A 14,367-nucleotide genomic window follows, 5' to 3' on the forward strand; every position below is an offset into this window, starting at 1 on the left:
CGCTTGCAAAATGAAAATGTTAGCAGTATTATACTTGTATACAAGTATACTTTATGATGAGGAGGTGAGTGGATGAACTATTTATATCCAGAAAAATGGCTTGCACGAGCTTCAACTGGTGAACGTGTAGCATGTGAACTTAGAATGCGTATCATTTCCGGAGTCATCGAAAGTGGTACAAGACTATCAGAAAACAAACTTGCCGCTGAATTTTCTGTCAGCCGGTCACCTGTTCGTGAAGCCTTGAAAATACTAGCAGCAGAAAAACTGATTCGCTTAGAGCGAATGGGCGCCATAGTGATTGGATTAACAGAAAAAGAAATTGGAGAAATATATGATGTGCGCTTGTTAATAGAAACCTTTGTATTCGAACGACTGGCAACAGCTGATGTCAATCAGTTAGTAAAAGACCTCAGCAAAATACTGGAAATGATGAAAGTTTCTATCAAATATCAAGATGCTGATGAGTTTTCACTTCAAGACGTCTTATTCCATGAAACGATTGTGAGGTCCATTCATCATTCATACATCTTGATGATTTGGAACAATTTAAAACCTGTTATGGAAAGTTTCATTCTTTTATCAATGCGGGCCCGTTTAAAAGAAAAGTATGAAGACTTTACACGAATTTTGGATAATCATGAGCTTTATATTCAAGCGATTCAAACAAAAGATAGAGCCCTGATGATTCAGTCGTTACATCAAAATTTTGATGATGTCCAAGAAAAAGTAGAAGATCTTTGGTTATCGCAACAAATGTTGTCTAAAGGGGCTGAACTAGAAGATGACTAGTTTTATGTTAGGTATTGATATTGGCACAACAAGTACGAAGGCTGTTTTATTTAATGAAAAAGGGGATATCATTCAAAAAGAACAGATCTGTTATCCGCTCTACACACCAGATATCTCAACAGCTGAACAAAACCCTGAAGAAATTTTTCAGGCTGTTATCACTGCGGCTGCTAACATCATGAAACAGCATCCACAAAAAAAGCTCTCCTTTGTATCATTCAGTAGTGCCATGCACAGTGTCATTGCCATGGATCAACATGATCAGCCATTAACACCGTGCATCACTTGGGCTGATAATCGAAGTGAGGGCTGGGCTCAACAAATAAAAGAAGAACGAAATGGTCAAGAAGTCTATAAACGAACTGGGACCCCCATTCATCCGATGTCACCTTTAAGCAAACTGGCCTGGATTGTGAACGAACGTCCTGAAGTAGCCTTAAAAGCCAAAAAATATATCGGAATCAAAGAGTACATCTTTAAAAAACTGTTTGACCAATATGTCATCGATTATTCGCTCGCTTCAGCAATGGGAATGATGAATTTAAAAAGCTTGGATTGGGATGATCAAGCCTTAACCATCGCAGGTGTGAAACGTCATCATTTATCAAAGCTTGTGCCTACGACAGCGATTTTTCAAAATTGCCACCGTGGATTCGCTAAATTGATGAGCATTGACCCTCATACACCTTTTGTCATCGGTGCAAGTGATGGCGTACTTTCCAACTTAGGTGTAGGAGCCATTAAAAAAGGAGAAATTGCCGTCACCATTGGGACAAGCGGCGCCATTCGCACAATGATAGACAAACCCCAAACTGATGAAAAAGGCCGGATTTTTTGCTATGCCTTAACCGAGGATCACTGGGTCATTGGTGGACCTGTAAACAATGGCGGAATCGTTCTTCGCTGGATTAAAGATGAATTCGCTTCTTCAGAAATAGAAACAGCAAAACGACTCGGAATGGATCCGTATGATGTATTAACTAAACTGGCTGAACGCGTCAAACCAGGGGCTGACGGATTGTTATTTCATCCCTATCTCGCCGGTGAACGTGCTCCCTTATGGAACCCTGATGTGCGCGGCTCATTCTTTGGCCTCACCATGTCACATAAGAAAGAACATCTGATTCGCGCAGCAATGGAAGGCGTCATTTACAATTTATATACTGTCTTTTTGGCTTTGACTGAATGTATGGACGGATCTGTCTCCCGAATTGTAGCAACAGGGGGGTTTGCAAGATCAAGTTTATGGCGGCAAATGATAGCCGATATTTTTGAATCAGAAGTCGCTGTACCAGATCGTTTTGAAAGCTCATGTCTGGGTGCCTGCATTTTAGGTCTATATGCCACTGAAAAAATTAACTCCTTTGACATTGTCTCTGACATGATTGGCAGTACTAGCCGACATTTGCCAAATGAAAGGGCAGTAAAAGAGTACAGACAATTGACACCAATCTTTATGAACATAGCAAAAGCTTTGGAAAAACAATATACACAAATCGCTCATTATCAAAGACATTGAATCAATAAAAAAGGCAAACGAATTGGAGATGCTAAATCATGCCATTAATTATTGTAGCAATCGCAATTGTTGTATTACTGCTGTTGATTATGGGTTTGAAGCTAAACACTTTTGTTTCCTTAATGATTGTCTCGTTTGGCTCTGCATTAGCACTGGGAATGCCATTGGATAAGATTGTCAAAACGATTGAAGAGGGATTAGGGGGAACCCTTGGTCACATTGCCCTGATTTTTGGTCTTGGTGCCATGCTGGGCAAGCTAATTGCTGACTCAGGTGGCGCACAGCGGATTGCCATGACTCTCGTCAACAAGTTTGGCGAAAAAAACATTCAATGGGCCGTTGTCATTGCCTCATTTATTATCGGTGTTGCTCTTTTCTTTGAAGTAGGATTAGTTTTATTAATTCCCATTATTTTTGCGATTTCAAAAGAATTAAAGATTTCTATTTTATTTCTCGGCATTCCAATGGTCGCAGCTTTATCTGTTACACACGGATTTCTGCCGCCACATCCGGGACCAACAGCAATTGCCGGAGAGTATGGTGCCGACATCGGGGAAGTATTGCTTTACGGTTTCGTTGTTGCCATCCCAACAGTGCTAATAGCCGGACCTCTATTTACGAAGTTTACGAAAAAATTCACCCCTCAAGTCTTTATGAAAACTGGCAATATTACATCTTTGGGTGAACATAAAACATTCAAACTTGAAGATACACCTAGTTTTGGAATCAGTGTCTTTACAGCACTGCTTCCTGTCATTATCATGTCCGTCTCTACCATCATGACTTTACTTCAAGAAACCCTCGGGTTGGCTGAAAATGGAGGACTTGCCGTCATACAATTCATCGGAAATGCATCGACTTCAATGGTAATCTCTTTATTAGTTGCCATCTATACGATGGGGATTGCCAGAAACATTCCCATTAAAACCGTAATGGATTCTTGTTCGGCCGCCATTTCCCAAATCGGAATGATGCTATTGATCATCGGTGGGGGCGGTGCCTTCAAACAAGTCTTAATTAATGGTGGGGTGGGTAACTATGTGGCCGAATTATTTAAAGGAACTTCCATGTCCCCGATCTTACTTGCCTGGATGATCGCAGCCATTTTGCGCATTTCTTTAGGATCTGCCACAGTTGCCGCATTAAGCACGACAGGATTAGTGATTCCAATGCTCGGGTCTGATGTCAATCTTGCTCTAGTGGTACTTGCAACAGGCGCCGGAAGTGTAATCGCTTCCCATGTAAATGACGCTGGCTTCTGGATGTTCAAAGAGTACTTTGGTTTAAGCATGAAAGAAACATTTGCAACATGGACATTGCTAGAATCTGTGATCTCTGTAGCCGGATTAGGATTCATTCTCTTGATTAGCCTATTTGTATAACAAAGGAGTAGATCATATGTTAAATACAATCGGTATCATAGGGTTAGGGGTTATGGGCAGCAACATTGCCCTCAACCTAGCCAGCAAAAAGGAAAAAGTGGCTGTCTATAATTACACAAGAGACTTAACTGATCGACTTGTACAACAGCTGAATGGAGAAGCTGTCTTTCCTTATGATAAACTCCAAGATTTTGTTCAATCTATTCAAAAGCCGCGAAAAATTCTTCTCATGGTGACAGCCGGTCAGCCGGTAGATTCAGTGATTGACTCACTCATCCCCTTGCTTGATAAAGGGGACATCATCATGGACGGTGGCAACTCTCATTATAAAGATACAGAACGAAGATATGAGAAGCTAAAAACAAACGCGATCGGCTACTTAGGCATTGGCATTTCAGGCGGAGAAGCAGGTGCTTTAAAAGGGCCTGCCATTATGCCCGGCGGGGACCAAGAAATTTATGAAAAAGTGGCTCCCTCTCTGAAAAAAATCGCTGCGCGAGTCGGTGATGATTCATGCTGCGTGTATATTGGCCCAAAAGGTGCAGGGCATTTTGTAAAAATGGTGCACAATGGGATTGAATACGCAGATATGCAGTTGATTGCGGAAGCCTATACATGTTTAAGAGATACATTGCATTTATCTATTGATGAGATAGCCCATATTTTTGAAACATGGAACGAAGGTGAATTGAAAAGCTATTTAATTGAAATCACAGCGCATATTTTACGGAAGAAAGACGAGCGAACAGGTCAGCCGCTTATTGACGTGATTCTTGATCAAACAGGCCAAAAAGGAACAGGCAAATGGACAACCATTCAAGCTATTCATCATGGCATACCATCATCAATTATCACAGAGGCCTTATTTGCCCGCTACCTTTCTTCTTTAAAACCTGAACGTGTTTTTGCGGAAACCATCTTAATCGGACCAAAAAGAAAAGGGCAACAACTAAATTTATCAATTGACGATGTCAGACAAGCGCTATATATGGGAAAAGTTTGTGCCTACGCTCAAGGCTTTGCCCAATACCATATGACTTCTAAACTGTACGGATGGGATTTACCTTTAAAAGATATCGCCCTGATATTCCGAGGTGGCTGTATCATCCGTGCCGAGTTTTTAAATACGATCAGTGAAGTGCTCCAAGATCAGCCGGAATTGCCTAATTTGCTAATCGCCCCCTACTTTGCTGAAAAACTGAAGGAATATCAAACAGGATTACGGAAAGTTGTCTGTAACGGCATAAATACAGGTATTTCACTCCCATGCTTAAGCACCTCCCTCTCATATTATGACAGCTATCGTACTGGTCGATCAAATGCAAACCTTTTGCAGGCTCAGCGCGATTACTTCGGTTCGCATACGTATGGACGAACAGATATGGAAGGACATTTTCATACGAATTGGCAACAGTGAACAGCACATTCAATGAACTGAATGCATACATTTATGCCATTAGACTTATCCATTTGGAATTTCATTTATATGCGATAAGACCTATTTTGATGATGATTCATACTTTGTTCAATATTTCACAAACTTTTATGATCAACTCCATGTTATGATAATTTCAGTCCTAGAATAAGGAGCTGATAGGATGAAAAAACATGATTCTTATCAAAAACAATATCAACTTAAAATTTTTTATTTCAACTTGTGAAATATTTCACAAACTTTTAGGTTGATTAGCTGTTAATGTATTTCATTTTTCTTTCAAGAAAATCCCAGAAATCCTATTTTGTAAATGAGTGAAAAACTATCAATTTCAACGGAGGGTTTACAATGGCAGTCGAAGAGAAGGAAATGAAACAAAAGCAAAATGTCTCAAAAATGATTGATCAACTCGTAGAAAAAGGTCTTAAGGCACTAGAAGAATTCCGCAGCTTTGATCAGGAGAAAATCGACCATATTGTGAAACAAATGGCGTTGGCTGGACTAGATCAGCATATGCCTCTTGCAAAGCTTGCGATTGAAGAAACAAAACGCGGTGTATACGAAGATAAGATTATCAAGAATATGTTTGCAACAGAATATGTCTATCATAATATTAAAAACAATAAAACCGTTGGGATTATTAACGAAGATCCCCATGCTGGTGTAATTGAAATAGCGGAACCGGTTGGTGTAATTGCTGGGGTGACACCAGTTACGAACCCGACATCAACCACTATGTTCAAAGCTTTAATTTCAATTAAAACAAGAAACCCGATTGTCTTTGCTTTCCATCCATCTGCACAAAAATGCAGCAGTGAGGCAGCAAGAATACTTAGAGATGCAGCCATTCAAGCAGGAGCACCAGAAAATTGCATTCAGTGGATTGAAACACCATCATTAGATGCTACTCAAGGTTTAATGACTCATCCGAAGGTTTCCCTCATTCTTGCAACAGGGGGCGCCGGTATGGTGAAATCCGCTTATAGCTCCGGTAAACCAGCTCTTGGCGTTGGACCTGGAAACGTTCCTTGCTATATTGAAAAAACAGCTCACCTAAAACAAGCTGTAAACGATCTCATTTTATCAAAAACATTTGATAATGGAATGATTTGCGCTTCAGAACAGGCTGTGATCATTGATAAAGATGTGTATTCAGATGTAAAAGCTGAAATGACATCCCACAATTGCTATTTCTTAAATGAAAGTGAAAAAGCAAAAGTTGAAAAACTGGTCATCAATGAAGATAAGTGTGCCGTAAATCCTGATATTGTCGGTATGCCTGCATATAAAATTGCTGAAATGGCTGGTGTAAAAGTTCCAGAAGACACAAAAATCCTTGTTGCCGAATTAAAAGGTGTCGGACCGCAATATCCGCTTTCAAGAGAAAAACTAAGTCCTGTTTTAGCCTGCTACAAAGTAAACGGCCTTCAAGAAGGTTTAGAACGAGCCGAACAGATGCTAGAGTTTGGCGGTATCGGCCACTCTGCCGTGATTCATACAACCGATCAAGATGCAATTCAAAAATTTGGACTAAGAATGAAAGCAGGTCGGATCATTGTGAATGCTCCATCTTCCCAAGGAGCAATTGGTGATATTTACAATGCCTATATGCCATCCCTAACACTTGGCTGTGGTACTTATGGAGGAAATGCTGTCTCTACAAACGTAGGTGCAATTCATTTAGTCAACACTAAAAAAGTGGCGAAAAGGAATGTTAATATGCAATGGTTTAAAGTTCCGCCAAAAATTTATTTCGAAAAAAATTCTACTCAATATTTAGCGAAAATGCCTAATATCTCAAAAGCATTTATTGTAACAGACCCTGGAATGGTGAAATTCGGCTATGTTGACCGCGTTCTTCACTACTTGAGAAAACGTCCGGATTACGTTCATTGCGAAATTTTCTCTGAAGTAGAACCTGATCCATCAATTGAAACGGTCATGAAAGGCGTTGACATGATGGCCAAATTCCAGCCAGATGTTATCATCGCACTTGGTGGAGGTTCTGCAATGGATGCCGCTAAAGGGATGTGGATGTTCTATGAACACCCAGATGCTAAATTCTTTGAATTAAAACAAAAATTCTTAGATATTCGCAAACGTATTGTCAAATACCCGAAATTAGGTGAAAAATCACAATTCGTAGCGATACCAACTACATCTGGAACAGGTTCTGAGGTCACTTCATTCTCTGTTATTACAGATAAAGAGGCAGGCACAAAATACCCATTAGCTGATTATGAATTAACACCAGATGTGGCGATCATTGATCCACAGTTTGTCATGACCGTACCAAAACATATTACAGCAGATACAGGAATGGACGTACTAACACACGCTGTTGAATCTTATGTATCATGCATGGCCAATGACTATACTGATGGTTTAGCAATGAAAGCCATCCAACTCATCTTTGAATACTTGCCAAGAGCATACAAAAACGGCAGTGACGAGTTGGCACGTGAAAAGGTACACAATGCATCAACAATTGCTGGTATGGCCTTTTCCAACGCATTCCTAGGAATCAACCATAGTTTAGCACATAAACTAGGAGCCGAATTCCACATTGCGCATGGACGAGCAAATGCAGTTTTATTACCGCATGTCATTCGCTATAATGCAACTAAACCGAAAAAATTCACAGCATTCCCTAAATACAACCATTTTATAGCTGATCAACGCTATGCGGAAATTGCTAGAACACTCGGTTTACCAGCAAAAACAACAGAAGAAGGTGTGGAAAGCTTAGTTCAAGCCATTATTAAACTAGCCAAAGAGCTTGATATTCCAATGAGCCTCAAACAAAACAATATTGATGCACAAGCATTTGAAAGCAAAGTAGATACCTTAGCAGACCGTGCTTTTGAAGATCAATGTACAACAGCTAATCCAAAACTTCCATTGGTAACTGAGCTGGCTGAGATTTACCGTTCTGCATTTAAAGGTGTTTAATCATCAATTCAATGAAAGTCATCCTTTTAGAGGATGGCTTTTTTTGTTTTTTAGCTCCGGTCAACCATGAATAATTTAAAACCTTCTTTCCTAACATAAATGTGACTTGCTTGTTTCATGAGGAGGAATTTTCTTGGATTTTAATTTTGTCTGGAAAGCTGTTGTCATTGTCATAGGAGGCGTACTCATTTTGCGGTTAGCTGGAAGAAAATCCATTTCACAGCTCACCGTTGCTCAGACTGTCATGATGATCGCTGTTGGTTCATTAATTATTCAACCAGTGAATGACAGAAATATTTGGATTACAATGATTGTCACATTTTTAATGACCCTCACTCTTCTGTTGATTGAGTATATGACGTTAAAGTTTGATGCTTTCGAAAGCTTTATTTATGGAAAATCAGTTCTAGTGGTCGAAAACGGCCAAATTAATATAAGTCATTTAAAAAAACTGCGCTTAACTGTAGATATGCTTGAAGTAAGGTTGAGACAACAAAACATTCAAACATTTAAAGATTTACAATGGGCGACAATCGAATCGAACGGTCAATTAGGATACATGTTAAAACCGAATAAACAATATGCCACTAAAGAGGATATAGAGCAGTTGAAAGCCTTAATTGAAATGAATATCAACCACTCTCCAATTGAGACCCCCATAACACAAGCCAATTCCTCAGATAACATTTTTTCGGAAATTAAAGATGAAATGCATTCAAAAAAACATGCGAAAGAATTGAAATGAGGTTGCTTTAAATTGATAAATTATAAAATTTTCTTACAGACTCTTGGAAAATGGATATTATGTGGCGGTGTCATTGGGGGAATTGTAGGATCTACGACTGCTTTCCTGCTAAAAGCAAATGATGATCTCGGCCACATCAGAGAAAAAAATGGCTGGCTCATATACCTTCTGCCTCTTAGTGGACTTGTCCTTGGCTACATATACATGAAATATGGAAAAGTGATTTTGGATCAAACCTTACATAACACCGCCCAATTAAATAATCTTGTCATTGACGCTGTTAACGGAGAAAAAAAGGTTCCGCAAAGAATGGGACCCATTGTCTACCTTGGAACTTTTATTACAGTTTTTTTTGGCGGATCCACGGGAAGAGAAGGGGCAGCTGTCCAAATGGGCGGAAGTGTGGCTCAAATGATCAACAATTTGTTTAAGATTCGGTTATTAGACACGAACATTTTTATAATGAGCGGTATTAGTGCCGGGTTTGGGGCTGCATTTGGTACACCCATTACTGGCGCAGTATTTGGAATGGAGATGTCCGCTTTAGGAAAATTAAAATTTGAAGGGCTTGTTCCTTGTTTGGTGGCTAGCTTCACTGGCCACTATATAACGGAGGCAGCATGGGGAGTTAAGCACGAAGAATTTATCATCAACGCTTTACCGGAGTTATCTTTTATCACATTTATAAAGATCCTTCTTGTTTCTATTCTGTTTAGCCTATTAAGCATTACATATTGTCAGTTGAGACACGGAATCGAAACAATCACCGAGAAAATTTTTAAGAAAAACCATATGATAAGAGCATTTGTGGGTGGATTCATCATTGTATGTTTATATTTATTGGTTGGTTCTCAAGATTACAATGGCCGAGGCTTACCTATGTTAGAGCAGGCTTTCAAAGAAGAGGTTCCTCCTTTTGCCTTTCTCGCTAAGTTGATTTTTACAGCGATTACTTTAGGAACAGGATTTGTTGGGGGTGAAGCGATACCGTTATTCTTCATGGGAGCAACTCTAGGTAATACACTACACTCGATTGCGGATTTACCCATCGCGTTTTTAGCCGCATTGGGATTAATTGCGACTTTTAGTGGTGGTGCAAATACACCTATTACAGCATTCCTGTTGGCTATGGAAATGTTTGATGGGAAAGGATTAGAGTATTTTTTTATTGCTAGTTTGGTTAGTTATATATTTTCTGGTCATCATGGATTATGGCCTTCTCAAAAAATGTATGAACCGAAGAGCAGATTATACAATGTTATCAACGGAGAAACGATCAAAAATATTGAAAAAAAGAAAAAGCCTTAGGGGCTGCTCCAGATATCAACGATTTCGATTGATTCTTCTGTTTTATCCTCACGTTTTTTTCAAAGTTCTTTTATCTTGACAAAAAATATATGTTATTTAATAATAAATACATAATTATAATTATTATAAAGAGATAAGATTTACAATTATACTTATTTGGGAGGAAGAATTAATATGTCTTTAATCGGAACAGAAGTAAAACCATTCGTAGCAAAAGCTTATAAAAACGGGGAGTTTATTGATGTGACAAATGAAAGCTTGAAAGGTCAATGGAGTATTTTCTGCTTCTATCCAGCAGATTTCTCATTCGTTTGTCCAACCGAACTCGAAGATCTTCAAAATCAATACGCTAATCTAAAAGAACTTGGTGTTGAAGTCTACTCTGTTTCTACAGATACTCACTTCGTTCATAAAGGTTGGCATGATAGTTCTGAAAAAATCTCTAAAATTACTTACGCCATGATCGGTGACCCATCTCAAACAATTTCTCGTCACTTTGAAGTGCTAAACGAAGAAGAAGGGCTTGCTGACCGTGGTACATTTATCATCGATCCAGATGGAGTGATCCAAGCTGTTGAAATTAATGCAGGTGGTATCGGCCGTGATGCAAGTGGATTAATGAATAAAGTAAAAGCAGCACAATATGTTCGTCAAAACCCAGGTGAAGTGTGCCCAGCAAAATGGGAAGAAGGCTCTGAAACTCTTAGACCTAGCCTTGATCTAGTAGGCAAGATTTAAGGGGGAACGTTCTATGGTACTGGAAGCAAATATCAAAAACCAACTAAACCAATACATGCAGCTCATTGAAAATGAGCTGATTCTCAAAGTGAGTGCAGGTGAAGACAAAACCTCTATGGAAATGCTAGCTCTTGTTGAAGAGCTAGCTTCCATGTCTACTAAAATCACTGTTGAAAAAACACGCTTAAATAGAACGCCCAGCTTCAGTGTTACTCGCGCCGGAGCAGAAACAGGCGTGACATTTGCCGGTGTTCCACTCGGCCACGAATTCACATCTTTAGTGCTAGCACTATTGCAAGTCAGTGGCAGAGCACCTAAGGTTGACCAAAAAGTCATTGAGCAAATTAAAAACATAAGCGGTGATTACCATTTCGAGTCTTATATCAGTCTGACATGCCATAACTGTCCTGACGTTGTTCAAGCTTTAAACATGATGAGCATTCTTAACCCAAACATCACACACACAATGATTGATGGTGCAGCATACAAATCAGAAGTTGAAAGCAAAAACATAATGGCAGTGCCAACTGTCTACTTAAACGGCGAACCATTCGGAAGCGGTCGAATGACACTCGAAGAAATTCTTAAAAAATTGGTGGGCAGTGGGAAAGACGCAGCTGAACTATCTAACAAAGACCCATATGATATGCTTATCATCGGAGGCGGTCCAGCAGGTGCAAGTGCAGCAATTTACGCAGCACGAAAAGGTATTCGGACAGGTATTGTGGCCGAACGTTTTGGCGGCCAAGTCCTTGACACAATGAGCATCGAAAACTTCATCAGTGTAAAAGCAACAGAAGGACCTAAGCTTGTAGCAAACCTTGAAGAACACGTAAAAGACTATCATATTGATGTCATGAATCTAAACCGTGCAAAACAGCTAGACAAAAAAGAACTTTTCGAAGTTGAACTTGAAAATGGTGCTATCTTGAAAAGTAAAGCTGTCATCATTTCAACAGGTGCCCGTTGGCGCAATATTGGCGTACCAGGTGAACAAGCGTTCAAAAACAAAGGTGTCGCATACTGTCCTCATTGTGACGGCCCATTGTTTGAAGGAAAACATGTAGCTGTAATAGGGGGCGGCAACTCCGGTATTGAGGCAGCAATCGATCTTGCTGGTATTGTTAAGCATGTCACGGTTCTTGAGTTTATGCCAGAGCTAAAAGCTGACGATGTCCTGCAAAAACGGCTCAACAGCCTTCCAAATGTAACAGTCCTGAAAAATGTTCAAACGAAAGAAATTACCGGCACAGACACTGTCAACGGGATTACCTATATTGACCGCACCACCGAGGAAGAAAAACATATCGAATTACAAGGCGTATTCGTTCAAATCGGACTCGCGCCAAATACCGATTGGCTACCTGAAACCGTTGAACGGAACCGTATCGGTGAGATTATCGTAGATAAACATGGAGCCACAAACATCCCCGGATTGTTTGCTGCAGGCGATTGCACAGATCATCCGTATCATCAAATTATTATTTCAATGGGATCGGGAGCAAATGCGGCTTTAGGGGCGTTTGATTACCTTATCCGTAACTAATATAAGAAGCCACTATATTACCTAATTGGTAGTATAATGGCTTTCTTTCAAATTCCTAAAATGACCTTATTTTGATCCCTAGAGTAAACACATATTTTGTTTTGATAGACAATAGGATCATGATTCGCTCCCAACAAACCCTTAATTAACTATTTAAATAGCAGTTTAAGACCATAAAGTGCACCACCAGCTACAGTCCACAGCCAATTATTTTCAAATCTCCCTCAACAATAGATCCCATTTAGTTATCTTCTTTCTAATTCATATTTATTATACGGTTAACATCGCCTTTGATTTTCATAATTACATAACACTCATTCTTCTAAAAACGAATATACTTAAACCAATTGAAAAAGTAGCAGTTAGTGATGTTACTATTATGATTTGGATAGTATCATTCATCGATATTTCTGTTAATAAAGCCAATTGAACCTGTCCAAATATTGTATAATCATATATTTTTTTAACAAAATCAATTTTCGAAGCAATCACTTGAAAAAAAACATATACATTGTAGATAGCATAGAAAAGCCCCATCGTTATAATAGGATTTTTAAGTATTAAGCAAACTAATACTGCCATAGCTGTTAATCCTATATATATAAACTCACTTAATAGTATAATTCGTATGACTGTTAAAAAAGATACATCTCCAAATCCATTTAAATATGTATTCGTAAGAACTGTAAATAATGGCATAATAGAACTCATAATAATAATCAGTACTGAGAATACGAAGCTTTTCGTTAAAATAATAATACTTCTCCTATGCCCATAAGATATATACCTTTTAAAACCTCCCGTTTGATATTCGTTTGTAATATAATATGCCCCAATAATCCCCATAAAAATGATTAAAGGAAACATTAATTGTATTTCATATACAAACTTTAACATTTCAATCCCAGTATAGGACTGAAACCAATATGATAATGCGAACGACATAAAAACCAGAGTAAGAAATAAAATAAATAGTATTCTTGACTTTTTAAGTTTAAAAATCTCTGCTTGTAACACACCACTACTTCCCTTCTATTAAGTTTAAATAATAGTCCTCCAAACTTTCGCCTTTTTTTAAAATCCCCTCAAACTTAATGCCCTTTTCATGCATAAATGAGGAAATTTCATTAATGTTCAGGTGATCATCATACAGATTTATAGCTGAATTTCCAATAATTTTATAATTATATGTTAAAAAATTCGCTTTTATCATTTCAACTATATTCTGAACCTCTTTTGTTTTAATATGTATATATTTTTGACACCGATTATTTAATTCCTCTAGTTTAATTTCTTCTATTAATTTTCCTTTGTGGACGATACCATATATTCCAGCTAATTGATATAATTCAGATAGCATATGGCTTGATATTAAAATCGTTATTCCATAGTTCTTATTTAAGGTTTTTAACATTTTTCTCATGTCGGCAATCCCTACTGGATCTAAACCATTTGTAGGTTCATCCAATATTAATATTTGGGGATCTCCTAATAATGCCATCGCTATTCCAAGCCTCTGTTTCATCCCCAAAGAAAACTCCTTCGTTTTCTTATTCTTTACATCCAGAAGATTGACCATTTTCAAGGCATTGTCTATTGAAGATTTCTCTGAAATTCCTTTATGCAATCTCTCAATCTCTAAATTTTCATAAGCTGTTCGGTTTAAATAAAGGGACGGTGATTCAATCAACCATCCAATTCTCCTCCGCAAAATCTCTTTTTTTCGTTCCACCTCTTCACCAAAAATTTCTATTTTTCCATTTTCCGGCTTGATCAATCCTGCTAGAAGACGGATTAAAGTCGTTTTTCCAGCACCATTCATACCGATAAGTCCATATATTTCTCCTTTTTTTACATGAATACTCACATTATCAAGCGCTTTACTGTGCTTATATTGTTTAGTTAACTGGTTTGTTTTTAAAGCAAATTCTTCTACCATGCACACGACCT

The 14,367-nt window shown here is 38.5% G+C and carries 11 protein-coding genes; 9 read left to right on the forward strand and 2 right to left on the reverse strand.

Features of this window, described 5'->3' with window-relative positions; all coding sequences use genetic code 11:
* Positions 1-72: 72 nt before the first annotated feature.
* From PDT38_RS11250 to ahpF, 9 genes are all read left to right on the forward strand, one after another.
* Positions 73-792: a GntR family transcriptional regulator gene (locus PDT38_RS11250; protein ID WP_270801507.1), complete on the forward strand. Its 720-nt coding sequence runs from the start codon at positions 73-75 to the stop codon at positions 790-792.
* Positions 785-2,311: a gluconokinase gene (gntK, locus tag PDT38_RS11255; protein ID WP_270801509.1), complete on the forward strand. Its 1,527-nt coding sequence runs from the start codon at positions 785-787 to the stop codon at positions 2,309-2,311. Before PDT38_RS11250 ends, gntK begins: the two co-directional genes overlap by 8 nt.
* A gap of 38 nt (positions 2,312-2,349) precedes the next feature.
* Complete coding sequence (locus PDT38_RS11260) at positions 2,350-3,693, forward strand: GntP family permease (RefSeq protein WP_270801511.1); 1,344 nt, start codon at positions 2,350-2,352, stop codon at positions 3,691-3,693.
* 16 nt (positions 3,694-3,709) lie between these two features.
* On the forward strand, positions 3,710-5,110 hold the full coding sequence (gene gnd, locus PDT38_RS11265; protein WP_270801514.1) for a decarboxylating NADP(+)-dependent phosphogluconate dehydrogenase: 1,401 nt from the start codon (positions 3,710-3,712) through the stop codon (positions 5,108-5,110).
* 366 nt (positions 5,111-5,476) lie between these two features.
* On the forward strand, positions 5,477-8,080 hold the full coding sequence (adhE, locus tag PDT38_RS11270; RefSeq protein WP_270801517.1) for a bifunctional acetaldehyde-CoA/alcohol dehydrogenase: 2,604 nt from the start codon (positions 5,477-5,479) through the stop codon (positions 8,078-8,080).
* 133 nt (positions 8,081-8,213) lie between these two features.
* Positions 8,214-8,825, forward strand: a complete 612-nt coding sequence (locus PDT38_RS11275; protein ID WP_270801520.1) for a DUF421 domain-containing protein — start codon at positions 8,214-8,216, stop codon at positions 8,823-8,825.
* A gap of 12 nt (positions 8,826-8,837) precedes the next feature.
* The gene (locus PDT38_RS11280) at positions 8,838-10,133 is read left to right on the forward strand and encodes a chloride channel protein (protein WP_270801523.1); all 1,296 of its coding nucleotides are present in this window, start codon (positions 8,838-8,840) and stop codon (positions 10,131-10,133) included.
* A 174-nt stretch (positions 10,134-10,307) separates the two neighbouring features.
* Entirely contained in the window at positions 10,308-10,871 is a 564-nt protein-coding gene (ahpC, locus tag PDT38_RS11285; RefSeq protein ID WP_270801524.1) for an alkyl hydroperoxide reductase subunit C, read from the forward strand.
* Positions 10,872-10,884: 13 nt separating this feature from the next.
* Positions 10,885-12,417, forward strand: coding sequence for an alkyl hydroperoxide reductase subunit F (ahpF, locus tag PDT38_RS11290; RefSeq protein ID WP_270801525.1), 1,533 nt, complete (start codon positions 10,885-10,887; stop codon positions 12,415-12,417).
* Between the two features lie 303 nt (positions 12,418-12,720).
* On the opposite strand, the gene PDT38_RS11295 is transcribed toward ahpF, so the two are convergent.
* Both PDT38_RS11295 and PDT38_RS11300 read right to left on the reverse strand, forming a co-directional pair.
* Positions 12,721-13,434, reverse strand: coding sequence for an ABC transporter permease (locus PDT38_RS11295; protein WP_270801527.1), 714 nt, complete (start codon positions 13,432-13,434; stop codon positions 12,721-12,723).
* A 4-nt stretch (positions 13,435-13,438) separates the two neighbouring features.
* On the reverse strand, positions 13,439-14,356 hold the full coding sequence (locus PDT38_RS11300; RefSeq protein WP_270801528.1) for an ATP-binding cassette domain-containing protein: 918 nt from the start codon (positions 14,354-14,356) through the stop codon (positions 13,439-13,441).
* Between the last annotated feature and the right edge of the window lie 11 nt (positions 14,357-14,367).

Origin of the sequence: Bacillus changyiensis, from assembly GCF_027706145.1 — a bacterium.
GTDB lineage: Bacteria > Bacillota > Bacilli > Bacillales > Bacillaceae > Bacillus > Bacillus changyiensis.